The sequence below is a fragment of the Ochrobactrum teleogrylli genome (assembly GCF_037482325.1).
Classification (GTDB): Bacteria; Pseudomonadota; Alphaproteobacteria; order Rhizobiales; family Rhizobiaceae; genus Brucella; species Brucella teleogrylli.
The window spans coordinates 1229235-1252575 of sequence record NZ_JBBHKQ010000001.1 but is presented as its reverse complement, the minus strand read 5'-3'; the positions used below and the strand labels follow the sequence as shown (position 1 = coordinate 1252575).

The window sequence follows — 23341 nt, the reverse complement described above, 5'->3', positions numbered from 1 at the left end:
CCTTGCTCCTATCGGCTCAGGGGATATTTGAACGCCAGTTTCTCGATCAGCGAAAACACCGCCGAAAAACCGATGGACATGACGAGATACATGAGCGTGATGACGATATAGACCTCGAAGCTGGCGAAGGTCGCAGACTGGAGATCGTTACCGGCGGCGGCGAGTTCATTGGCCGAAATCACCGACACGACGCTCGACGTCAGCATCAGATAGATGAACTGGCTGGTCAGCGATGGATAGACCGTACGCAGCGCCGGTTTCATGATGATGTAACGGAAGACTTGCAGGCGCGAGAGCCCGAGCGCGGTGCCCGCCTCCACCTGCCCCTTATGGATGGACTCGATGCCTGCGCGGATGATTTCCGTGCCATAGGCGCCGAAATTCACCACCAGCGCCAAAAGCGCCGCACTGTTGGGCGACAGGCGCAAGCCCGCCGAAGGCAGACCGAAGAAGATGAAGAAAATCTGCACCAGAAACGGCGTGTTGCGAATGATCTCGATATAGGCGTCGATGACGAAGCGCACCGGCTTCGAGCCGGATGTCTTGCCCCAGGCGCACACAATGGAAACGACCAGCCCGAGCACCATCGCGGCGACGGAAAGCTCAATCGTTTGCCAGGCGCCGAGAAGCAGCTTGTCCATCGACGCGAACACGGGCGCGAAATTGAAATTGTACAATGCTGGAACCTCCCGGTCGGCGAATTGACTGGTCTTCCTCCAGACCAACCAAATTTAGATCGATCTAAATTGGTTTAACCCGTCTCGTCAATCATTAATTCGGATGAGACGATCAAATTTACCGTCAGCCCACGGGGCGTCCACAGGACTGGCGAACCTGCAAATAGGTCTCGCTGACGATCCGCTCTGCCGGTTTTTCCGGTTCGGCAAGCCGTGAAAGCAGCATTCTGGCCGCGTTTTCGCCAACCGTAACCGGACGCGTCGCGACTGAACTCAGGCGCGGGCGTGTCGCCTCGGCATTGCTGACATCGTCAAAGCCGATCAACGAAAAATCTTCGCCGATTTTCCGCCCGCAATCATAAAGCCCGGCGGAGAGACCGAGCGCTATCACATCGTTAAAGCAGATCGCCGCCGTTGGTTCCGGTTCCTGCTGAAACAGCAGCGGCGCGGCCCGGGCAATTTCCGGCATGGTGCTGGGCAGATGCACGATCAGTTCCGGGTCCAGCCCCTTTTCCAGCATGGCCTCGCGAAAACCCTCGACGCGTTCGCGATAGGCGGAATGCACCGGCCCGTGCACCGCAAAGGCGATGGTCTTGTGCCCCAACCCGGACAGGTGATTGACCGCCTGTCGCATGCCGCCTGCATAATCGACCCCGGCATAGTCAATCCGGTCGGTTACGTGGCGCAGCACCTGAACGGCTGGCAGGCCCCAATCGACAATCTGCTCGATGAAGCCGGGTTCGGTTCCAGCCGTCAGCGACACGATCACGCCATCGACGCCATGCTCGCGCATGCGCTGCATCAGCGTGTTCTGATTGGCGAAATTTTCATGACTGTTGGCCAAAAGAACGACCATGCCGGCCTCGCCCACCACGCGGTCGATGCCCGCCAGAAGCTCGCCATAAAACGGATTGCCCAGTGTCGGAACGATCACGCCAACCGTGTTGGACCGGTCGGCGCGCAAGCTCGCCGCGCCCATATTATAGACGTAGCCGAGTTCTTGCAGCGCCCTCTCGACCTTCTCCCGCGTTGCCGCGCCGACAAGCGGGCTCTTGCGGATGACAAGCGATGCCGTGGCCCGCGAAACATTCGCATGGCGCGCCACGTCAAGAAGCGTAACCCGGCTTTTCTTACGGTCGTCGGTTGGCATAGTTCACCTGTCAGCATGCATCTGCTGCCGCAGGAAAACATCGCAAGTTGCTTCCTTCCGGCCAGATTCGAAGCCGGTATATTCAGTACAGACAGATGAAATGGTCAATCCGCAACCGGAATGGCCAGCTTTTATTGCGCGGGTTTGATCGGCTTCGGGCGGAATTCGGGCTTCAGCGCTTTGAGCGCCATGCGGTCCACCACGCGCGGCGCGATCAGCTTCAGCCAGCGCCCCAGACGCATCTGCCGGGTCATCAACACCTCGCGTTTGCGCATCTGCAAACCATTCAGCATCAGACGCACCGCTTCTTCCACCGACATCATGTCGTCTTCGCGCACGCCACTGGTTCCAAGCGCCTCGCCGCTGGCGTCATAGCCGACCTTGCGAATATCGGTTTTCACAACGCCTGGATAAACAATCGTCACGGAAATGCCGCTTGGCTCCAATTCCGAGCGGAGCGCTTCACAAAAACCGGAGAGCGCGAATTTCGTGCCGCTATAGGCCGAGCGTCCCGGCACACCGATCAATCCCGCGACGGAAGAGACCACCGCAATGCGCCCTCTGGTTTTTGCCAGATGAGGCAGCGCCGCATGGATCGGCCAGACGCTGCCAAAATAGTTCAACTCCATCAGATCATGCATCCATTGCAGATCTTCCGATTTGATTTCCGCGAAATTGGCATGGGCCGACATACCCGCATTGACGATCAGCGTGTCGATCCGGCCAAAAGCCGATGCCGTCTTTTCGATCAGCACAATGCAGGCATCGCGGTCGGTAACATCGGTCGGCACCACAAGCACGGTGCTGCCCTGCTGCCGCAATTCGGTTGCAAGTTTTTCGAGCTTTTCGACATTGCGCGCCGCCAGCACAAGAGCGGCCCCGGCGCGATCACGTTGCGCTATCTGGCGCGCGGTTTCGGCACCGATACCGTCCGACGCGCCCGTTATAATCGTTACATCCATGTCGGTCTCCCTGCCGATACGATGAACGATTATGCCGCCGAAATGGGCCTGCTGGAACAGGATATTTTGATAAAATCGCAGTTGCGTTAAACAGGCAGCGGAATAATTCGCCGCCTAATGATCAATTGGCCTGCGCCGCATGAAGCTGCTGATAGCGCCCGCCCGAGCGGGTCACCAGCTCGTCATGAATACCCTGCTCGATGATGCGGCCTTCCTCCACCACGACAATGCGATCCGCATTGACGATGGTTGCAAGCCGGTGCGCGATGACCAGCGTGGTGCGGCCTTCCGAAAGATCGGCAAGCGACTGCTGGATCGCCCGTTCGGTTTCGGTATCCAATGCCGAAGTCGCTTCATCGAGGATCAGGATCGGCGGGTTTTTCAGGAAGATGCGCGCAATCGCCAAACGCTGTTTCTGGCCGCCCGAAAGCTTGACGCCGCGTTCGCCCACAACCGTGTCCAGCCCGGCGGGCAAGGCGGCAATCACGCCGTCGAGACGGGCGCGCCGCGCCGCTTCGAGGATTTCTTCCTCCGAAGCCTCCAGCCTGCCATAAGCGATATTGTCGCGGATCGTTCCGGCAAACAGGAACACATCCTGGCTGACAATGCCGATATTGGACCGCAGCGATTTCAGCGTCATGTCGCGAATATCGGTGCCATCGATGCTGATCGCGCCGTCGGTCACTTCATAAAAGCGCGGCAGAAGCGAGCAGATCGTCGTCTTGCCTGCGCCGGATGAACCGACGAAGGCCACCGTTTCGCCCGCCCGGATCGACAGGGTCAGATGGGCCAGCAGCGGCTTTTCCGACCGGTAACCGAAGCTGACGTCTTTATACTCAATGCCGCCATGCAACCGCTGCACGGACATGGCGTCCGGCCTGTCGGCAATATCCGGCTCCGTATCGAGAAAGGCCGAATAGCGCTGGAACCCGGCAATGCCCTTCGGATAGCTTTCGATGATCGAATTGATCTTTTCAATGGGTCGGAAGAACACACCGATGAGCAGCAGGAAGCCGACGAAACCGCCTTCCGTCAACTGGCCGCGCACGACAAACCATGCGCCCGCGAGCATGACGATGATCTGCACAAAGCGCATCGAAAGATAGGACAGCGACATGGAAGCCGCCATGATCTTGTAGGCCCGCAATTTGGTCGTCAGATAGTTGCGGTTGCTCTCGGCAAACAGCTTGCGTTCGTGGTCCTCATTGGTGAAGGCCTGCACGACGCGAATGCCGCCGACATTTTCCTCAATCCGCGCATTGAACTCGCCAACGCGGCCATAAAGCGCGTGCCAGTTCGAGGTCATCCGGCTGCCATAGCGGATATTCACAAACGCCGTTAGCGGCACAACCAGCGCCGTAATCAGCGCCAGCGGCACATGAATCCAGAGCATCAGAACAAAGGCGCCGATCAGCGTCATGATGGCGATGAACAGGTCTTCGGGGCCGTGATGCGCCACTTCGCCGATCTCTTCCAGATCCTTGGTCAGCTTGGCAACCAGATGCCCGGTCTTCTGATTGTCGAAGAAACGAAACGACAGCTTTTGCAGATGATCGAAGGCCTTGCGCCGCATCTCGGTTTCGATCTTGATGCCCAGCATATGACCCCAATAGGTCACGACGACCTGCAAACCGGCATTGAGAATATAGATCAGCAACAGCCCGGCAACGGCGAGCGCGATCAGCCCCAGCTGATTGGTCGGTAGCAGGCGATCGATGAACAGCGTCACCGCAACCGGAAAGGCCAGCTCAAGCAGTCCTGCAAGAACGGCGCTTGAGAAATCAAGCGCAAACAAGCCCTTGTGCGGTTCATAATAAGCAGCAAAGCGCTTCAGCAAACTGTTCATCGAAATTCTCGGCTTACACTTTTGGGGCGGCGTTCAAAGAGGCTTGGACACGCGCCCTCCCTAACGCCTGTTAGCAAGTTTTTGAATAGTGCGGCGTTTATTTTCTCTTTATCCGGCGCGATCAACCGATTTGTGATCGTTTTTGTCAACTTAATAGCCCAAGGTCGTCACAGATTGGGCAAAAGGCTCATCAGATTGTCGATCAACGGGGAGTGATTGCTCTTCATCGAGGCGAGCGCCAGACGCGCGGAAAGTGGTTCGCCTTCAATCGGTCGGTAGGTCACTCCCGCAAGCCTGATCTGCGCTATAGCGGTCGGCACGATGGAAACGCCCAGATCGGCGGCCACCAGATTGACGACCGATGGCATTTGCGGTGCCTCCTGCGCGACGATCATTTCAAAACCAGCGTCGCGGCAGGCCGCAACCACATCGTCATAAAGACTAAGGCCGACAATGCGCGGAAACATCACAAAAGCTTCGTTCGCCAGCGCCGAAACCGGCAATATCTCATGGGTCGCCAGCGGATGATGGCTCGGCAAGGCGATCAGCATCGGCTCATCGGCCAGGCGCTTCATCCGTACATCCTTCGGGTTTTCCAGACCGGGTCGAATGAATGCCGCATCGACCTCGCCGCGCACAAGCCTTTCCATCAGGAGGCTGGTATTCATCTCGGTGAGCGTCAGCCGCACCTCCGGCCAGCGGGCGCGAAACTGCCGGATCGTGCCACTGACTACCGGATTAAAGGCGGACGACGCGGTGAAGCCCAAAGCCAGACGCCCGGTCTCGCCGCGCGCCGCACTTTGCGCGGCAAGCTTGGCTTTTTCCGCGGCAGCGACAGCAGCCTTCGCTTCCTCAAGAAAGGCCGTGCCCGCCGCCGTCAGCTCAGCCCCGTGGGGAACGCGGTGAAAAAGCGCCACACCGATTTCGTTTTCCAGATCGCGGATCTGCTGGCTCAAAGGCGGCTGACCGATACCGAGATTGGCCGCTGCCCGTGTGAAATTGCCCTCACCGGCGACGGCCATAAAATATCTGAGGTGACGCAGTTCCATCGGTATATCCAAAACATATCACAATCGTCTGTTCCATATATTAGACAAATGATGTGCTTTTGACTAGATCAAGGCTCGGGAGGTTTTGAAAAGGCAAAGTCATGTCCCGCGTCCAAGAACGCAGTCTCGATAGCGTCAGAACAGCAGACAGCACACTCAAGCTGGTCACCGCGCCGACACCATCCGGAGCGGCACCGGAAGAAAAGCATTATCTGGTCAAGGGTACGCCCGCGTTTCGCAATGCCAGTGTCGCGCTCTTCCTGTCAGGCTTTGCAACCTTCTCGCTTCTCTATTGCGTGCAGCCTTTGATGCCGCTCTTCGCGCATGATTTCAACATCACGCCTGCGGCAAGCTCGCTGTCGCTTTCCGTTTCAACCGGTTTTCTCGCCTTTGCGATTTTCTTTGCGGCCATCGTTTCCGAACGTTTTGGCCGCCGCTCGCTGATGTTCGCCTCCCTGCTCGGCTCCGCGCTTTGCACCATCGCCGCTGCACTGGTTCCGGACTGGCACATGCTTTTGGCACTGCGCGCCTTGCAGGGCCTGCTGCTGGGCGGCGTCCCGGCGGTCGCCATGACCTATCTTGCCGAAGAAATCGACCCGCGCGGCCTTGGTGCATCCATGGGCCTCTATATCGCCGGCAACGCCTTTGGCGGCATGGCGGGCCGTGTCATCACGGGAACGCTGGCTGAATTCTTCTCCTGGCGCGTTGGCCTTGCGGGCATGGGGCTGCTCGGCCTTGCCGCAGCCATCGGCTTTCTGATGCTTCTGCCCGCTTCGCAGAATTTCACCCCGCGTCCGGGACTGAATGCGCGGTTTCACCTTAGCGCCTGGGTTGGCCATATTCGCAATCCGGCCCTGCCGCTGCTGTTCGCCATCGGCTTCCTCGTCATGGGATCATTCGTGACGATCTATAACTATATCGGTTTCCGTCTAGTCGCCGCACCTTACAGTCTGAGCCAGACGGCACTCGGCGCCATTTTCTCGGTCTATCTTTTCGGCATTGCCGCATCCTGGATCGCGGGTCGCATGGGCGACAGGCTTGGGCACTTCATCGTTCTCCCCATCGGCCTCGGTCTTGAAGCGACTGGCGTGTTGCTGACCCTGTTTGCACCTTTGCCTGCCATCATCACCGGCATCGTGTTCCTGACCGTCGGCTTCTTCGTCAGCCACTCGGTCGCCAGCGCTCTGGTCGGAAGGCTGGCGCTTCATACCAAGGGTCACGCGTCTTCGCTTTACCTCTTGGCCTATTATCTCGGCTCCAGCATTGCAGGTTCCGCAGGCGGTATCTTCTGGATCGCCGGTGGCTGGAGCGCGGTGACAGAATTCACCTTCGCCATGCTGGCCATCGCCTTTGCCGCATCGCTCGCAGCCGCGCGTTTCGCCCGTCGGGATTGAAAATGCCTCGCAAATTGCCTAGCAGGTGAATTGTCATGCAACTGACAGCGGCTTGACAGTTGCATGACAATGAATGGAGGCTGGGTATGAGCGAATTGGCCGACTGGCTATCGGAAACACATCCGGTCAACCGGAAGAACGCCGCCGAAGTCGTGTTCGACGACATACGGTCGGCGATCATATCCGGTCGCCTTCAGGTCGGCACGCGCCTCCCCTCGGAAGCGCGACTGGCGGACAGGTTCGGTGTCAGCCGTCCCATCGTGCGCGAGGCTCTCCGCTCGCTACAAACGCTCGGCCTCACCCAAACCCGCACTGGCAGCGGCACCTATGTATTGAACGCAACGCCCGCAGCGGAACTGAGCTATGATGGCTATTCCGCGCGCGACCTGATTGAAGCGCGCCCGTTTATCGAAATTCCGGCGGCGGGCTGGGCTGCTCTTCGTCGTAGCGAAGAGCAGCTCGCCCATCTGCTGGGTCTTTGCGACAGGCTTGACCGGCAGACCGATCCACATAAGTGGGAGCTGCTCGATTCCGAGTTTCACAGCGCCATAGCCGTTGCCTCCGGCAATACGCTTTTCGCCAAGATCGTCGCCGATGCGCGCAATGCGCTCATCCAGCAATCCGAGCTCATCAATCTCATGGCAGGTCGCCGCGAAGCCTCCAATATCGAACACCGCCGGATCGTCGACGCCATCGCAGCCGGTTCGGAAGCCGACGCCCGCGCTGCCATGGAAGCGCATCTGAGCAAGGTCAAAACTGCGGTGAATGCCATCACGGGAAACAGCGCCGCTTAAACGCCAGCGTCGGTTGCAATCAGACACCGGGTTCATTTTTATGCGAGCCTGTGGATAATTGTCACCGGAACAATTTTCGACAAAGCTGAAAGCTAACGTATTCTTTTCAAAAAGATATTCATTGTTCCAACAAACACCGCACCCCTAGCCGGGTCGGCAAGGGTGCTCCTGAGAGGGTTGACGCGTCAGTTTCAGTGTGCGTAATAGCGCCTATTACCTGTCATACAGCTTTACAGATTACCCTTCAAATTGGGTGGAATATCACCCTTCTCGCATTTGATGACCCGCAGCATGCCCTATAGGTGGCGTTTCATGCCGCGAATGGTCCTGTCGAAACGCACGCACAGGGAGATGCAATGTCGATTGAAGCCGTTAATGCCAGTCCGGCAGAACGTGAATTATTCATTGAGGAAGACACCGGCTACCACAAGGCGCTGAAGCCTCGGCAGATTCAGATGATCGCGATTGGGGGAGCGATCGGAACCGGGCTATTCCTTGGTGCTGGTGGTCGGCTCGCAGAGGCTGGGCCTTCGCTTATTTTCATCTATGCGCTCTGCGGCTTCTTTGCCTTTCTGGTTTTACGCGCGTTGGGCGAGTTGATCATGCATCGGCCAAGTTCGGGGTCGTTCGTCTCCTATGCCCGCGAGTTCTACGGCGAGAAACTGGCCTTTGCGGCTGGCTGGATGTACTGGATGAACTGGGCGATGACCTCGGTGGCCGATGTCACTGCAGTTGCGCTCTATATGAATTTCTTCAAGCACTATGTTCCCTGGCTGCAAGGGGTCGACCAGTGGATGTTTGCGCTGGCTGCCCTGTTCATCGTGCTTGCGATGAACATGATGTCGGTGAAAGTCTTCGGCGAGATGGAATTCTGGTTCAGTGTCGTCAAGGTGCTGTCGCTGGTCATATTCCTGGCGGTCGGCATTTATTTCGTGGTTTCTGGCACGCCGATTGACGGCCATGCCGCTGGTTTCAGCATCATTTCCGATAGCGGCGGCTTCTTTCCGAACGGCATATTACCGGCCTTCGTGATCATACAGGGCGTCGTCTTCGCTTATGCCTCCATCGAACTGATCGGCACAACGGCTGGCGAAACCGAAGACCCGCGCAAGGTGATGCCCGGCGCAATCCGCACCGTGGTCTTCCGCCTGCTCGTCTTCTATGTCGGTTCGGTTCTGCTGCTTTCGCTGCTGCTGCCCTATACGGCCTATTCCGCCGGTGAAAGCCCGTTCGTCACCTTCTTCAGCAAGATCGGCTTCGAAGGTGCGGATATCATCATGAACCTCGTGGTACTGACGGCGGTTCTCTCATCGCTCAATGCTGGTCTCTATTCGACAGGCCGCATTCTGCACTCCATGGCTGTTTCGGGCTCCGCGCCTGCCGCACTCGCCAAGATGAACAAGAACGGCGTTCCCTTTATCGGCATCGCGGTCACCGCCGTCGTGACAGTGATAGGCGTCGTTCTCAATGCCATCGTGCCTTCGGACGCCTTCGAGATTGCGCTCAATCTCTCCGCACTCGGCATCATCACCGCATGGGGCGTCATCGTTCTCTGCCAGCTGAAGCTCTGGTATCTGGCGCGGCGCGGCGAAATCGAACGGCCTGATTTCAAGATGTTCGGCGCGCCCTATACGGGTATCCTGACGCTTGCTTTCCTGCTTGGCGTGCTGGTGCTGATGGCGTTCGATTATCCGGTTGGAACCATGACCATCGCCTCGCTGCTGATCATCATCCCCGTCCTCATCATCGGATGGTATCTGATGCGCGACCGTATCCATAGACTTGCCGCCGAGCGTGCTATAGACGCTGGTACCTAGTTTCAGGGACTGTTAATTGGATGGGAGTGGTGAGAGGCTATCCGCTTTACGAGGATAGAGGCGAAGGAAATGTGGTTCATTTTCGAAACTTTTCGACGCAGGAGCATGGTGGATGGACCAAATTCATCAAGCGCTGAAATGCCGGGACGCGTAATTGGCGACCCGCTGCGTCGAGCCACTCATCAAAAAAGAGGGAACGGGGCGACCACCCCGTTCTTCGCGTCTTTTCTGACAGCTCTGGTCATTTCAGGCGCCATTTTATTGCTAGGTTTCGAGCCTGCAGCAAGCGAGAGAAACGTGAACACATCGCCGATCAAGCCTGTGGTGGCGGTCATCGCCACCGGGGGCACCATTGCAAGCAAACGCGGTGAAAATGGCGCGAGCACGCCGACCTTATCCGGCGGAGACCTACTTGCGCTATTGCCGGATCTCAAGGCCGATCTGCGCCCCATCAACCTGATGGAGAAGGATTCCTCGCTGCTCACGCTGGCCGACATGCAGCATATCAGCAATGCAGTCGGCGAAGCGCTGGAGAACCCCGACATCAACGGCGTTGTCGTCCTGCATGGCACCGACTCCATGGAGGAAACCGCGCTTTTGGTGCAGCTTCAGCACCGGCTTGCAAAGCCGGTTATCTTTACCGGTGCGCAGTTTACAGCGGATAGTCCCCATGCCGATGGCCCTGCCAATCTGGCTGATGCGGTCAGGCAGGCCACTGATCCGGCCAATGCCGCGCGCGGCGTGCTGATCGCTTTTGGCGGGCGGGTTCTGCCTGCATGGGGTGTTTATAAGGCCAGCAGCGACAGTGCTGATGCGTTTCATCCAACACGCATGCTAGCTGCGCTGCCGGATGTGAAGCTGCCGTCACCGCTTGATGATAGCCGCGTCGATACGGTTGCCATTTATCCCGGCTGCGATGCCACCCATGTCGCGGCCAGTGTTGCAGCAGGCGCGCGTGGCATCGTTCTGGCGGCACTTGGCTCCGGCAATGCGACGCCGGCAATTGTCGAAGCCGTCAAGCTTTGCACCGAAAGAGGCATCCCAGTCGTGGTATCGAGCCGCGTCCCGGAAGGTTTGTTGACGCCAAGCTATGGCGGTGGTGGCGGCGGATACGATCTTGCGGCGGCAGGGGCGATCCCTGCCCGCACACTTCGTCCCGGTCAGGCGCGCATTCTGCTGGCGGCGCTTATCGCCAATGGCAGCTCGAAAGACGCGATCATCCACGCCTTCAGCGATAATCAATAACCCATATGAAAAGGGCCGGATTGCTCCGGCCCTTTTATCTTTCTGTCGGCTGTGATCACTCGCCCGGCACCAGATGCGGTGCTTCGATCTTTGCCCCCGAATGCTTGAGCGGGCGTTCGCCGCTCAGCTTTCGGATCAGCACATAAAATACCGGCGTCATGAAGATGCCGAAGGCCGTTACGCCGATCATGCCCGCGAAGACCGCGATACCCATTGCGGAGCGCATTTCCGCACCGGCACCCGTGGATGTGACCAGCGGCACCACACCCATGATGAAGGCCATGGAGGTCATCAGGATCGGGCGCAGACGCAACCGGCTGGCCTCGACGGCGGCCTGCACCACACTTCGACCGGAAAGCTCCAGCTCGCGGGCAAATTCCACGATCAGGATCGCGTTCTTCGCCGATAGCCCCACAAGGACTATCAAGCCAATCTGGGTGAAGACATTGTTGTCGCCTCCCGTCAGCCAGACGCCGGTGAGCGCAGCCATGATACCCATTGGAACAATCATGATAATAGACAGGGGCAGAGCAAGGCTTTCATATTGCGCGGCCAGCACCAGATAGACGAGCAGCAGCGCCAGCGGGAAGACGAGGAAGCCTGAATTGCCAGCCAGAATCTGCTGGTAGGTCAGATCGGTCCACTCGAAGGCGATGCCCGCAGGCAAGGTTTCCTGCGCAATCCGCTCGATGGCCGCCTGCGCCTGACCGGACGAGAAGCCGGGGGCCGGATTGCCGTTGATATCGGCAGACAGGAAGCCGTTATACCGGATGGCGCGTTCCGCACCCACGGTCTGCTCCACTTTCATCAGCGCCGACAGCGGGATCATTTCGCCCGACTGCGAACGAACCTTCAGCTTGCCGATATCTTCGGCATGGCTGCGATAATTCGCATCGGCCTGAATGCGCACGCTGTAGGTGCGTCCGAACGCGTTGAAGTCGTTGACATAGAGCGAACCCAGATAGATCTGCAGGGTTTCAAACACATCAGTCACCGCCACACCCAGCTGGCGCGCCTTCACACGATCCAGATCGGCATAAAGCTGCGGCACGTTGATCTGGTAGCTCGAATAGAGACCGGCCAGTTCAGGTGTCTGATAGGCCTTGGCGAGAAACGCCTTGGTGGCATCGTCCAGCGCGCGGAAGCCAAGACCGTTGCGATCTTCAAGCTGCAGCTTGAAGCCCCCGGTGGTTCCCAGACCCTGCACGGGCGGCGGCGGGAACATGGCAATGAACGCATCTTGAATGGAGCCGAACTTCTGGTTCAGCTGCATGGTGATAGCGCCCGCCGACAGGTCGGGCGTCTTGCGTTCCTCGAACGGCTTCAGCGTGACGAAGACAATGCCGGAATTCGACGAGTTGGTGAAACCATTGATCGAAAGGCCCGGGAAGGCAATGGCATTGGCAACGCCCGGCTGGTTAAGCGCGATATCCGTCATGCGGCGGATGACATCTTCCGAACGGTCGAGCGTGGCCGCGTCCGGCAATTGCGCGAAGCCGATCAGATATTGCTTGTCCTGTGCCGGAACGAAGCCGCCGGGCACCGCGCGGAACAGAACGAAGGTGACGCCGAGCAACACGACATAAAGGCCCATCACCAGCGACTTGCGCGAGAGAATTGCGCCCACGCCGCGACCATAGGCATTCGAGCTTGCACCGAAGAAGCGGTTGAAACCACGGAAGAACCAGCCGAACGCCTTGTCCATGATGCGGGTCAGACGATCCTTCGGCGCATCATGGCCACGCAGCAGCAGCGCCGCCAAAGCAGGCGACAAGGTCAGCGAGTTGAAGGCCGAGATCACCGTCGAGATGGCGATGGTCAGCGCAAACTGGCGATAGAACTGGCCGGTAAGGCCGGCAATGAAAGCCAGTGGCACAAACACCGCAACCAGCACCAGCGCAATCGCGATGATCGGGCCGGACACTTCCTGCATGGCGCGATAGGTCGCTTCGACGGGCGACAGTCCCTGTTCAATGTTGCGTTCGACATTTTCAACCACCACGATGGCGTCATCGACGACGATACCGATGGCCAGCACCAGACCGAACAGGCTGAGCGCGTTGATGGAGAAGCCGAACACATACATGACCGCAAACGTACCCACGATGGAAACGGGGACCGCAACCAGTGGAATGATCGACGCGCGCCATGTCTGCAAAAACAGGATGACCACGATCACCACCAGAACGATGGCTTCCAGCAGGGTGTGAATGACGGATTCAATCGAGGCCTTCACGAACTGGGTCGTATCATAGACGATGTCGAAATCCACGCCTTCCGGCATGGTCTTCTTCAGATCGGCCATGGCCGCGTGAACATTTTCCGAAATTTGCAGCGCGTTGGAACCCGGCGCCTGAAACACGCCCATACCAACCGCCTGCTTGTTGTCGAGCAGCGAGCGCAACGAATAATCGGCGGCGCCCATCTCGACACGCGCAACGTCGCCGAGGCGGGTGATTTCGCCTTCATTGCCCGATTTCACGACGATATTGGCGAAATCTTCGGGTGTCTGAAGGCGGCCTTGCGCGTTGACGGAAAGCTGGAGATCAAGGCCGGAAACAGACGGCGAAGCACCGATCACGCCAGCGGCGGCCTGCACGTTTTGCTGCCGGATTGCGTTTGCGATATCGCTGGCCGACAGTCCGCGCTCGGCCGCCTTTTGCGGATCAATCCACACGCGCATGGAATAGTCGCCGCCGCCGAATATCTGCACCTGACCGACACCCGGAATACGGGCGATACGATCCTTGACGTTCAAAACGGCATAGTTGCGCAGATAATTCACGTCATACCGGCCATCGGGCGAGATGAGGTGAACCACCAGCGTCAGGTCGGGCGAGCTTTTGGCGGTGGTGACGCCAAGGGTCCGCACCTCTTCCGGCAGGCGCGGCTCAGCCTGCGAGATGCGGTTCTGCACCAGCTGCTGCGCCTGATCGGGATCGGTGCCAAGCGCGAAGGTGACGGTCAATGTCATGACACCGTCGGCTGTCGCCTGGCTCTGCATATAGAGCATGCCTTCAACACCGTTGATCTGTTCTTCCAGCGGTGTCGCGACAGTTTCGGAAATCACGGCGGGATTGGCACCCGGATATTGCGCGCGGACCACGATTTGCGGCGGCACCACTTCCGGATATTCCGAAATCGGCAGACCTGTCATGCCGATCAGACCGGCCACGAAGATCAGAACCGACAGAACGCCAGCGAAGACTGGTCGGTCTACGAAGAAGCGTGAGAAGTTCATCTGTTTATCCCCCTTTAGGCGGATGAGCGAAAACTCTCCCGTTCCGCGAAAACATGCGTTCTCGCGGATTGAATAGGCTGAGCTTTTGCGTTTAGCGCGCGTCGTCAGACGCGCCGTTTCAGTTAATTCTTGGCAAGGGTTTCGGTTACGGGTTGTGGTGCGACGACCACGCCCGGACGAATACGCTGCAGGCCGTTGACGACGATGTTCTCGCCAGCCTTCAGGCCGCTTTCGACAATGCGCAAGCCGTCATAATTGCGACCGAGCACCACCTGCCGGTATTCAACCTTGTTGTCCGCACCCACGACGAAGACGAATTTCTTGTCCTGATCGGAGGCAATGGCGCGGTCGCTCACCACCAGCTTTTCACCCGGTTCCGGTTCGCCAAAGCGAATGCGCACAAACTGGCCGGGAATGAGCTTGCCATCCGGATTGTCGATGGATGCGCGCACGCGGATCGTGCCCGTGGTGGCATCCACTTCATTGTTGATCAGCTGGATATGGCCGGAAATCGGCGTGCCATCATCGGCAGCTGTCCCGATCTGAACGGGAATACGTTCGATGGCGTTGCCGCCCGGCGATGCGGCAAGCTTGGCGAGCGCCTTGGTGACAACCTCTTCATTGGCGCTGAAGCTTGCATAGATCGGATCGACCGAAACGAGCGTGGTCAGCACCGGCGAAGCGGAACTTGCGGCAACCAGATTACCGGCTGTCACCTCCAGCCGCCCGACGCGACCGGAAATTGGTGCGCGTACTTCCGTATATTGAAGATCGAGTTCAGCCGAACGCAACGCCGCCTTGGCCGACCGCAAGCTTGCCTGCGCTTCGTCAAAGGCGCTTGACCGCTGGTCCAGACCGCTCTGGGCGAGCGTACGTGAGGTTACAAGCTGGCGACCGCGATCCAGTTCCGTCTTGGCCAGCGCGACACGCGCTTCCTCGGCGGAAACCTGCGCCCTGGCTTTTTCAACCTCTGCCGCATAGGGCTCCGGATCAATGGTGACCAGCAAGTCGCCCTGTTTGACCAGCGCGCCCTCACGGAAATGCGCTTTCAGGATGGCTCCGCCGACACGAGGGCGAATTTCGACGCGCTCGATTGCCTCAAGGCGACCCGAAAACTCTTCCCAGGTCGAGATGCGGCGCGATTCCGCCTTGGCAACCGAAACCGGCACGGCAGGCGGCGGCGCGGAAATATCCGTCGCCGCATCCGCCTTCAGATGCGGAACGCCAAAAAGAATGGCGCCACCGCCAGCTGCAGACAATAGGATACTCAGGCCGGCGCCCCACAGGGCCCGGCGTCCAATGATCGACGTCATGTTGTATCTCCTTGCCGGTCAGAGCCGGCTACATTCTGATCGTCAAATGAAAGCTTGGGAGGACTTTCGAACTGACGTTATGCTGCTATTGCTTTCGCACCGGCCCGCTGGAAGAAATCCGAAAACAGGCCGACAAGAGCTTCTTTCTGTGGCGACCACTCACGGTCCGCCACGTTACTTTCCGGTATCCAGCCAGCCTGACCCGGCAGGACATGGGACTGAACCTTGACGCCTGCCTGACGCAGCCGCTCTGCATAGGCCTGGGTCTCGTCGCGCATCGGACATTCGGCACTGGTAACGAGCAGTGTCGGCACCAGACCGGCAAGACGCGTACACAGCGCAGGCGCAGCGTAGGGGTGGGTAAACCCTCCGCATTGACCCAGATAATGCTGCCAGCCATCCGACATGGCCTGCACCGCACTTTCCGGGCAGTATTTGCGGAAAGACGCCGTCGCAAGGCACGGGTCGAGCATCGGCGAAAGCAATATCTGACCTTTGAGATCCGTCAGATTCTGATCTCGCGCCATAAGCGCCAAACCGGCTGCGATATTACCGCCCGCCTCTTCACCGGCGACGAACAGCATCGACTTCTTGTGTGCAAATTCCGGGCAACGCGCACGCATCGAAGTCAGAATGGCATAGGCCACCTCAAGCGCCGCCGGGAACGGGTTGAGACAGGCCGACGAATATTCCGGCGAGACCACCACTGCTCCCGCATCGGCAAGAGCTTCGGCAACACCCTCGCAGGTATCTGGACAATCTGTCGAGAAAGCCCCACCATGGAGATGCAGCACCACAGGCGGCGGTGAAAGCAATTTGGCGCCGCGATAAATGCGTGCCGTGCAGGTGCAATTGCCAGCCTGCATTGTTTCAACCGTAAACTTCTCGCACATCTTTCTTAGCTTTCATGTCTAGCGGCAAACCGCCATGGTCAGATATTAGCATTGTCTATTATCTGGAATAGTCCCCCTAGATTGGTTACACTATCCAAAATCTCGAACAATGACGGTTATTGATCAATGGACCAACTTTCGGCCATGCGCGCCTTTCTCCGGGTTGTCGAAACCGGAAACTTTACGCGCGCCTCCGCGTCACTCGGCATGCCCAAGGCAACCATCAGCAATCTCATTCAGGGATTGGAAGCCCATCTGGGCGCAAAACTCCTCAATCGCACCACCCGTCGTGTTCTCGTAACACCGGACGGCGCACTTTACTATGAGCGCGCGGCGCGATTGCTGGCCGATCTGCAGGAACTCGACGGCAGCCTGTCCAGCGCACAGACCTTGCCCAAAGGCCGCCTGCGTGTGGAAATGGCAAGCGCCGTCGCCAATCTGATCGTCATTCCAGCCCTGATCGAGTTTCACCAGCGCTATCCCGATATCCAGATCGATCTCGGCGTATCGGATCGCCCGGTCGATTACGTGGCGGAAAATGTGGATTGCGCCATTCGGATTGGCGAATTGACCGACCAGTCGCTGATCGCCCGACGGATCGGCGACATGCATTCCATCGCCTGCGCTTCCGCCGAATATCTGGATCGCTGTTCCACGCCGCGGCACCCGTCGGATCTTGCCAACGGCACCTATGCGGTCGGCTATTTCCGTCCGTCCACAGGGCAGCAAATGCCATTTCAGTTCAGGCGTGGCACCGAGGAAATCGAAGTCAACGGGCGCTATGTCGTGGCCGCCAATGAAGCGACCACCTATCTAGCGGCGGTACGCGCCGGTCTGGGGGTCGCGCAGGCGCCTTTGTTCATGGTCCGGGACGATCTGGAAAAAGGCACCTTGCGGCCCGTTCTCGAAGACTGGGAGATCGACCCGATGCCGATCTATCTGGTTTACCCGCCCAACCGGCATCTCAGCAACCGGCTGCGCGTTTTTGCCGACTGGGTCGTGAAGGTCATCGCCAAATCGCAAATGGTTGAGCGCCGCTAACCGGTTCCCATCCCGCAGATTCGGAGATCCGTTCTGGAAAACTTATTTCTGGATACTGGTCTTGACGAACCCTTTTTCGCGCCTATGCATATATAAATCTGACTGTATCGAATTGAAACATATGCCTTATTGGCAACTGCTACAGTCATCTTGCCCGTTTACTTATCATTTGACATGCATTAGCTTCGGAGCCACCTATACAGAGGGAGCATCTTAGCCAACTGTCGTACAGAGCGCATCGTGAAAAGTGACTGGCGGCTATCGGATAAGATGTAGTTGAACACCAAAAACTAGAGTGTTTGCAAGGTTTCAAACCTCAGTGAAACCGATCTAGATCAGACGACCCGATATTCTGCCCAGAACTGCTTTCGTATCTATTCTTATTCGTTTTGTAATGAGAGGGGACTATGGCGTCAGGCGACAATCAGAAACTTCCGCTTCTCGCGCTCACCGCCATGGTTGTGGGATCGATGGTCGGCGCAGGTATCTTCAACCTGCCCGGTCGTTTTGGCGCGGCCACAGGTCCCTTTGGGGCAATCATCGCCTGGCTGATCGCTGGCACCGGCATGTATATGCTGGCGCGCGTCTTTCAGGTGCTGGCCGAGAAGAAACCCGATATCGACTCCGGCGTCTTTGCCTATGCCAAAGCCGGTTTCGGAAACTATATGGGGTTCCTTTCGGCTTTCGGCTATTGGCTCGGCAGTTGCCTCGGCAACGTGTTTTACTGGGTGCTGATCGGCTCCACGCTCGGACGCTTCTTTCCCGATATCTTCGGCGATGGCAGCAGCGTGCCCGCCATCGTCGTCTCGCTGATCGGTATCTGGTCGTTTCACATGATGATCCTGCGTGGTGTGGAACAGGCGACTTTCATCAACACGGTCGTCACCGTGGCCAAGATCGTGCCGATCATCGTCTTCATTCTCATTTTGATCTTCGCATTCAATTACGATCAGTTTGCCGAAAACTTCTTCGGCGGCCCGGACATGCCTGCCAAGCCGCTGATCGCGCAGGTGCGAGACACGATGCTGATCACGGTCTTCGTGTTTATCGGCATCGAAGGCGCCAGCGTTTATTCCCGCTTCGCCAAGAAGCGCTCCGATGTGGGCACGGCAACCATTCTCGGCTTTGTCGGCGTGCTGGGCCTGATGGTTGCAGTCACGCTGCTGCCCTATGCTGTGATGCCGCAATCGGCAATCGCTGCCGTTCAGCAACCTTCGCTCGCCAGCGTTCTCGAAGTGGTGGCTGGCCATTGGGGCGCGGTGTTCATTTCCATCGGCGTGCTGGTTTCCGTTCTCGGCGCCTATCTTGCATGGTCGCTGATCTGCGCCGAAGTTTTGTTTGCCGCCGCAAAATCGGACGACATGCCGAAACTGTTCGCGGCGCAAAACAACAACCGGGTTCCGGCCAATGCATTGTGGCTGACCAATATCGTCGTCTCGCTGTTCGTCATCTCGACCTACTGGTCACGGGACGCCTTCAACTTCATGCTCGACATGACGAGCGTGACGTCGCTTTTGCCTTATCTGCTTGTGGCGGGCTACGGCATTTTGGTGACCCGTCGCGGCGAAGGTTATGAGGCCGATGCGCGCGGACGCGGGCGAGATCAGGTTTTTGCCTGGATTGCCGCCATCTACACCATCTTCATGTTCATCGCCGCCGGGCTGAAATATGTGCTGCTGGTGGCCGTGCTCTTCGTGCCCGGCACGATCCTTTATTTCTGGGCAAGGCGTGAACAGAAGGTGCAACTTTTCACCACGGTGGAACTGGTCATCTTTGCCATCACCGTGATTGCCGGTTTGATCGGTTTCTACGGTCTGCTGACCGGCCTCATCACCCATTGAATGTTCGGCGAATAATCACGCGTAGGGAGATTCAAGCACCATGACAAACGACACTCCGCTTGGTGTACATTCTGAAGTCGGTCAATTGCGCAAGGTGCTTGTCTGCGCACCGGGACGCGCGCACCAGCGCCTGACGCCCAGCAATTGCGACGACCTGTTGTTCGATGATGTCATGTGGGTCGATAACGCCAAGCGCGACCATTTCGACTTCATGACCAAGATGCGCGACCGCGGCATCGAAGTTCTGGAAATGCATAATCTCCTCGCCGAGACGCTGGCTGTGCCGGAAGCCAAGGCTTGGATTCTCGATCATCAGATCGTGCCCAACCAGATCGGGCTTGGGCTGATCGATGAAGTGCGTTCCTATCTCGAAGGCCTGTCAAACCGCGAGCTTGCTGAAACGCTGATCGGCGGCCTGTCCACGACGGAATTTCCGGAGGATATCGGCGGCGAACAACTGGCGCTGATCCGCGATGCCGCCGGGGCCAATGAATATCTGCTGCCGCCGCTGCCCAATACTCTCTATACCCGCGACACCACCTGCTGGATTTATGGCGGCGTGACGCTGAACTCGCTCTATTGGCCAGCGCGCCATGAAGAAACGATCCTGACGTCTTCGATCTACAAGTTCCATCCCGACTTTGCGGGCAAGGTAAATGTCTGGTGGGGCGACCCGACAAAGGATTGGGGCCTCGCCACCCTGGAAGGGGGCGATGTGATGCCCATCGGCAAGGGCAATGTGCTGATCGGCATGAGCGAGCGCACCTCCAGGCAGGCGATCAGTCAGGTCGCGCAAGCCCTGTTCGCCAAGGGTGGAGCCGAACGTGTCATCGTCGCCGCTATGCCAAAACTGCGCGCTGCCATGCATCTCGATACGGTTTTCACCTTCGCCGACCGCGATTGCGTGCTGATTTATCCAGACATTGTCGACGGGATCGATGCCTTTTCCTATCGGCCGGATGGAAAGGGTGGCGTGGAACTGCACAAGGACAAGGGCAGCTTCGTCGATACGGTGCGCGATGCGCTGGGCCTGAAGAAGATGCGCGTCGTCGAAACCGGCGGCAATGATTACATGCGCGAGCGCACCCAATGGGATAGCGGCGCAAATCTCGTCTGCGCCTCGCCCGGCGTCGTCTTTGCCTATGACCGCAACACCTATGCCAATACGCTGCTACGCAAACAGGGCATTGAGGTCATCACCATCACCGGCGCGGAACTTGGGCGCGGTCGTGGCGGCGGCCATTGCATGACCTGCCCCATCATTCGCGACGCCGTGGACTACTAGGCGAGGTTTCGTGCGAATGACGGGAGGCACGTGGACGTTCGGTGCCATCGTACCAGCCATACTGGTCCTTGCCCTGATGTATGTGGCGCAGTCGGTTTTCGCGCCGCTCGTCTTTTCGCTGTTCATCATCGCCATGGTCTGGCCGTGCCAGTCTGTTCTGCAGCGCTATATGCCGCGCGGCCTTGCCCTGCTGATAACGCTGGTGGTCTCCATGGCCGTGATGATCGTCGTCGGATCATCGCTGGTCTGGGGCGTCAGCAAACTCGGACAATGGTTCTTCATCAACGCTGATCGCTTGCAGGCCATTTATCTCAGCTGGACCGGCTGGCTTGAGGAGCATGGCATTGCGCTCGTCGGGCCATTGGCTGACCGTTTCGATGTTCTGTGGGCGGTTCGTTTCATGCAGGGCATGGCGGGACGGCTGAACAGCTTTGCCGGCTTCCTGCTTCTCGTCTTCATCTTCCTCATGCTGGGCCTTTTGGAAGTGGACGACTTCAACAAGCGCCTCACCTCCCCCCGCGCCCAGCCCTATGGCAAGACCATCCTGCTCTGCAACCGCATCATCGGCGCCAAGCTGCGGCGCTATATGCTGGTGCGCACATTTGCCAGCGTTCTCACTGGCCTGATTGTCTGGTTGTTTGCGCTGGGTGCAGGTCTGGAACTGGCGACCGCCTGGGGCGCAATCGCCTTTTCCTTCAACTATATTCCGGTGCTGGGGCCGCTCTTTGCGACGACCTTGCCAACACTGTTCGCCATCGTCCAGTTCGACTCCTGGCAATTTGCCCTGGTGGTGTTTCTCAGCCTCAATGTCATCCAGTTCGTGATCGGCAGTTATCTTGAACCCCGGCTGGCCGGTGCATCGCTGTCGATCTCGCCCTTCGCGGTCATATTCGCGGTGTTCTTTTGGAGTTTCATGTGGGGCATTGCTGGCGCGTTCATCGGCGTTCCGATCCTGATCGCCGTCATCGTCTATTGCGCAGCGGCCCCTTCCGCTGCGTGGATCGCCGCGCTGATGTCGAATGACGAGCCACTTCTAACGGAAACAGACGCAAATTTGCATTGACGCGATTACAAGAATAAAATGCAGGAATATTCATAAGTATTGACTCTACAATACTTATTTTCATAGAATTTCCAGCATCCGCATAGCGTTCAATTCTATTGTAAATTACCATTCCGGTAACAGAGGAGGAACCGTTATGTTTCGGCTGGGACAAAAATATCAATCCTTCGTCCATGGCTCCGGCTGCTCCTGTTTCAGCCCGGCCTTGCAACAGGTCTCCCGCCGGTTGGACAGTTTTTCACGCCGCTCCTTCCTTGCCGGGCTGGGAGCAACCGCCATCGCGGCGGCCACCCCGAAGAAACTCCACGCCCAGACGACCGGTCCATCAGCCAAGACCTTGTTCCGGCAGGTCAGCCTGTTTGACGGCAAGTCGGACAGCCTGCGCGCCGATGTCCAGATTCTCGTCGAAGGCAACAAGATCGTCGCCGTGGACACGACAAACAGCGCGCCGCCCGAAGGCGCCACGGTGGTGAATTGCGGCGGTCGTGTTCTGATGCCCGGTCTGATCGACGCGCACTGGCACACTTTATATGCTGCCGTGCCTTTGAATGTGCTGTTGACCGGCGATCCTGCGGGCATATTCGCCTCATCGACGGCGGAGGCTGAGCGCACGCTGGAGCGTGGCTTTACGACGGTTCGCGACATGGGCGGGCCGGTGTTCACTTTCAAACAGGCGATTGATAACGGCATTATTCCGGGGCCTCGTATTTACCCATCCGGCGCGATGATCACCACGACGGGCGGACACGGCGACCTTAGAATGCCTTTCGAGGTTCCGCGTGGCGGCAACGAACTTAGCCTCGGTGAAAAGATCGGCGGCGCGGCCATCGTGGACGATGCGGGCAGCCTCAAGATGCGGGTCCGTGAGCAGTTGATGCAAGGCGCGTCGCAGGTGAAGCTGGTCGGCGGCGGCGGTGTTTCAACCCCGCGCAGCCCACTCGATATGTCCACTTTCGACGAAAACGAGATACGCGCCGCCAATGACGTGGCGCGCGACTGGAACACCTATATGACGGTGCATGCCTATGCACCGCACACCGTGCAGCGCTCGCTGAATGTCGGTGTAGGCTGTATTGAACATGCGCATCTGATGGACGATGAAACCGCGCGAATGTTTGTCGACAAGAATGTCTGGCTCAGCACGCAGCCCTTTCTCAGCATGGACGATACCGGCACACTGACCGGCCCTTCTGCTGAAAGAGCCCAGCAATTGTTCGCCGCAACGCCCCGTATGTATGAACTGATCCGCAAGCACGGGGTCAAGACCGCATGGGGTTCAGATATTCTGTTTTCACCCCAACTGGCTCCGCGGCAGAGCTTCATGCTCACCCATCTCAGCCAGTGGTATTCGAACGCCGAGGCGCTGCGCATGGCGACGTCCGGCAATGCGGAACTTCTGACCCTTTCCAACCTGCGTAATCCTTATCCGGGCAAGCTGGGCGTGATTGAAAAGGACGCGCTAGCGGATCTGCTTGTTGTGAACACCAACCCGCTTGAAGATATCCACGCGCTGGAAAAGCCTGCCGAAAGTCTGGCGGTCATCATGAAGGATGGCCGCATGCAGAAGAACACGCTGTGATCGGTCGCGACCGTCTCCGTATGATGCGTGAAACAAAGGGCGAAGTTTCGGCTTCGCCTTTTTTATGCGCTGTGCGTGCAACGCCAAATGGCGATTATTTAGACGAATGCCTATTTTATAATCAAAATCGTTTTCAGCGCCGGTTAAGTGC

17 protein-coding genes are annotated in these 23341 nt (G+C 58.1%); 9 read left to right on the top strand and 8 right to left on the bottom strand.

What is annotated here, in order from left to right:
- Window positions 1-8: 8 nt before the first annotated feature.
- The 5 genes from WIX40_RS05770 to WIX40_RS05750 all read right to left on the bottom strand — a co-directional run bounded on the left by WIX40_RS05770 (window position 9) and on the right by WIX40_RS05750 (window position 5684).
- Window positions 9-677, bottom strand: a complete 669-nt coding sequence (locus WIX40_RS05770; RefSeq protein ID WP_109366898.1) for an amino acid ABC transporter permease — start codon at window positions 675-677, stop codon at window positions 9-11.
- Between the two features lie 124 nt (window positions 678-801).
- Window positions 802-1827: a LacI family DNA-binding transcriptional regulator gene (locus WIX40_RS05765; RefSeq protein ID WP_121538452.1), complete on the bottom strand. Its 1026-nt coding sequence runs from the start codon at window positions 1825-1827 to the stop codon at window positions 802-804.
- Between the two features lie 131 nt (window positions 1828-1958).
- The gene (locus WIX40_RS05760) at window positions 1959-2789 is read right to left on the bottom strand and encodes an SDR family oxidoreductase (RefSeq protein ID WP_339439136.1); all 831 of its coding nucleotides are present in this window, start codon (window positions 2787-2789) and stop codon (window positions 1959-1961) included.
- 121 nt (window positions 2790-2910) lie between these two features.
- Complete coding sequence (locus tag WIX40_RS05755; protein ID WP_140024676.1) at window positions 2911-4635, bottom strand: ABC transporter ATP-binding protein; 1725 nt, start codon at window positions 4633-4635, stop codon at window positions 2911-2913.
- A gap of 167 nt (window positions 4636-4802) precedes the next feature.
- Complete coding sequence (locus WIX40_RS05750; RefSeq protein WP_339439132.1) at window positions 4803-5684, bottom strand: LysR family transcriptional regulator; 882 nt, start codon at window positions 5682-5684, stop codon at window positions 4803-4805.
- 101 nt (window positions 5685-5785) lie between these two features.
- On the opposite strand from WIX40_RS05750, the gene WIX40_RS05745 reads away from it, so the two are divergent.
- The 4 genes from WIX40_RS05745 to WIX40_RS05730 all read left to right on the top strand — a co-directional run bounded on the left by WIX40_RS05745 (window position 5786) and on the right by WIX40_RS05730 (window position 10934).
- The gene (locus WIX40_RS05745; protein ID WP_339439130.1) at window positions 5786-7078 is read left to right on the top strand and encodes an MFS transporter; all 1293 of its coding nucleotides are present in this window, start codon (window positions 5786-5788) and stop codon (window positions 7076-7078) included.
- An 86-nt stretch (window positions 7079-7164) separates the two neighbouring features.
- Window positions 7165-7872 carry a FadR/GntR family transcriptional regulator gene (locus WIX40_RS05740; protein WP_109366892.1) on the top strand — a complete coding sequence of 236 codons (708 nt, stop codon included), beginning with the start codon at window positions 7165-7167 and terminating at the stop codon, window positions 7870-7872.
- Between the two features lie 356 nt (window positions 7873-8228).
- Window positions 8229-9689 (top strand): amino acid permease, encoded by a 1461-nt coding sequence (locus WIX40_RS05735; RefSeq protein ID WP_339439128.1) that lies wholly within the window; start codon window positions 8229-8231, stop codon window positions 9687-9689.
- A 297-nt stretch (window positions 9690-9986) separates the two neighbouring features.
- Window positions 9987-10934, top strand: a complete 948-nt coding sequence (locus WIX40_RS05730) for an asparaginase (protein WP_140024671.1) — start codon at window positions 9987-9989, stop codon at window positions 10932-10934.
- A 55-nt stretch (window positions 10935-10989) separates the two neighbouring features.
- Here the strand turns inward: WIX40_RS05730 and WIX40_RS05725 are convergent, their stop codons facing one another.
- From WIX40_RS05725 to WIX40_RS05715, 3 genes are all read right to left on the bottom strand, one after another.
- Window positions 10990-14175, bottom strand: coding sequence for an efflux RND transporter permease subunit (locus WIX40_RS05725; protein WP_339439125.1), 3186 nt, complete (start codon window positions 14173-14175; stop codon window positions 10990-10992).
- Between the two features lie 122 nt (window positions 14176-14297).
- Window positions 14298-15488 carry an efflux RND transporter periplasmic adaptor subunit gene (locus WIX40_RS05720; protein ID WP_339439123.1) on the bottom strand — a complete coding sequence of 397 codons (1191 nt, stop codon included), beginning with the start codon at window positions 15486-15488 and terminating at the stop codon, window positions 14298-14300.
- A 77-nt stretch (window positions 15489-15565) separates the two neighbouring features.
- Window positions 15566-16381 carry an alpha/beta hydrolase gene (locus WIX40_RS05715; RefSeq protein WP_339439121.1) on the bottom strand — a complete coding sequence of 272 codons (816 nt, stop codon included), beginning with the start codon at window positions 16379-16381 and terminating at the stop codon, window positions 15566-15568.
- Between the two features lie 126 nt (window positions 16382-16507).
- Between WIX40_RS05715 and WIX40_RS05710 the strand changes: the two genes are divergently transcribed.
- From WIX40_RS05710 to WIX40_RS05690, 5 genes are all read left to right on the top strand, one after another.
- Window positions 16508-17422 (top strand): LysR family transcriptional regulator, encoded by a 915-nt coding sequence (locus tag WIX40_RS05710; protein WP_109366886.1) that lies wholly within the window; start codon window positions 16508-16510, stop codon window positions 17420-17422.
- A gap of 407 nt (window positions 17423-17829) precedes the next feature.
- Window positions 17830-19263 carry a basic amino acid/polyamine antiporter gene (locus WIX40_RS05705; RefSeq protein WP_339439118.1) on the top strand — a complete coding sequence of 478 codons (1434 nt, stop codon included), beginning with the start codon at window positions 17830-17832 and terminating at the stop codon, window positions 19261-19263.
- A 40-nt stretch (window positions 19264-19303) separates the two neighbouring features.
- A complete protein-coding gene (arcA, locus tag WIX40_RS05700) occupies window positions 19304-20548 on the top strand; it encodes an arginine deiminase (RefSeq protein WP_109366884.1) in 1245 nt (414 codons plus the stop codon).
- Between the two features lie 16 nt (window positions 20549-20564).
- Entirely contained in the window at window positions 20565-21611 is a 1047-nt protein-coding gene (locus WIX40_RS05695; RefSeq protein WP_339439116.1) for an AI-2E family transporter, read from the top strand.
- A 136-nt stretch (window positions 21612-21747) separates the two neighbouring features.
- The gene (locus tag WIX40_RS05690) at window positions 21748-23190 is read left to right on the top strand and encodes a metal-dependent hydrolase family protein (RefSeq protein ID WP_339439114.1); all 1443 of its coding nucleotides are present in this window, start codon (window positions 21748-21750) and stop codon (window positions 23188-23190) included.
- Window positions 23191-23341 lie beyond the last annotated feature (151 nt).

Bases quoted from the DNA above. Each gene is read 5' to 3' on its own strand.
- WIX40_RS05705 (WP_339439118.1), top strand. From the start codon at position 17,830: ATGGCGTCAGGCGACAATCAGAAACTTCCGCTTCTCGCGCTCACCGCC.
- arcA (WP_109366884.1), top strand. From the start codon at position 19,304: ATGACAAACGACACTCCGCTTGGTGTACATTCTGAAGTCGGTCAATTG.
- WIX40_RS05720 (WP_339439123.1), bottom strand. From the start codon at position 15,488: ATGACGTCGATCATTGGACGCCGGGCCCTGTGGGGCGCCGGCCTGAGT.
- WIX40_RS05760 (WP_339439136.1), bottom strand. From the start codon at position 2,789: ATGGATGTAACGATTATAACGGGCGCGTCGGACGGTATCGGTGCCGAA.
- WIX40_RS05725 (WP_339439125.1), bottom strand. From the start codon at position 14,175: ATGAACTTCTCACGCTTCTTCGTAGACCGACCAGTCTTCGCTGGCGTT.
- WIX40_RS05710 (WP_109366886.1), top strand. From the start codon at position 16,508: ATGGACCAACTTTCGGCCATGCGCGCCTTTCTCCGGGTTGTCGAAACC.
- WIX40_RS05695 (WP_339439116.1), top strand. From the start codon at position 20,565: ATGACGGGAGGCACGTGGACGTTCGGTGCCATCGTACCAGCCATACTG.
- WIX40_RS05765 (WP_121538452.1), bottom strand. From the start codon at position 1,827: ATGCCAACCGACGACCGTAAGAAAAGCCGGGTTACGCTTCTTGACGTG.
- WIX40_RS05755 (WP_140024676.1), bottom strand. From the start codon at position 4,635: ATGAACAGTTTGCTGAAGCGCTTTGCTGCTTATTATGAACCGCACAAG.
- WIX40_RS05735 (WP_339439128.1), top strand. From the start codon at position 8,229: ATGTCGATTGAAGCCGTTAATGCCAGTCCGGCAGAACGTGAATTATTC.
- WIX40_RS05740 (WP_109366892.1), top strand. From the start codon at position 7,165: ATGAGCGAATTGGCCGACTGGCTATCGGAAACACATCCGGTCAACCGG.
- WIX40_RS05715 (WP_339439121.1), bottom strand. From the start codon at position 16,381: ATGTGCGAGAAGTTTACGGTTGAAACAATGCAGGCTGGCAATTGCACC.
- WIX40_RS05750 (WP_339439132.1), bottom strand. From the start codon at position 5,684: ATGGAACTGCGTCACCTCAGATATTTTATGGCCGTCGCCGGTGAGGGC.
- WIX40_RS05745 (WP_339439130.1), top strand. From the start codon at position 5,786: ATGTCCCGCGTCCAAGAACGCAGTCTCGATAGCGTCAGAACAGCAGAC.
- WIX40_RS05690 (WP_339439114.1), top strand. From the start codon at position 21,748: ATGTTTCGGCTGGGACAAAAATATCAATCCTTCGTCCATGGCTCCGGC.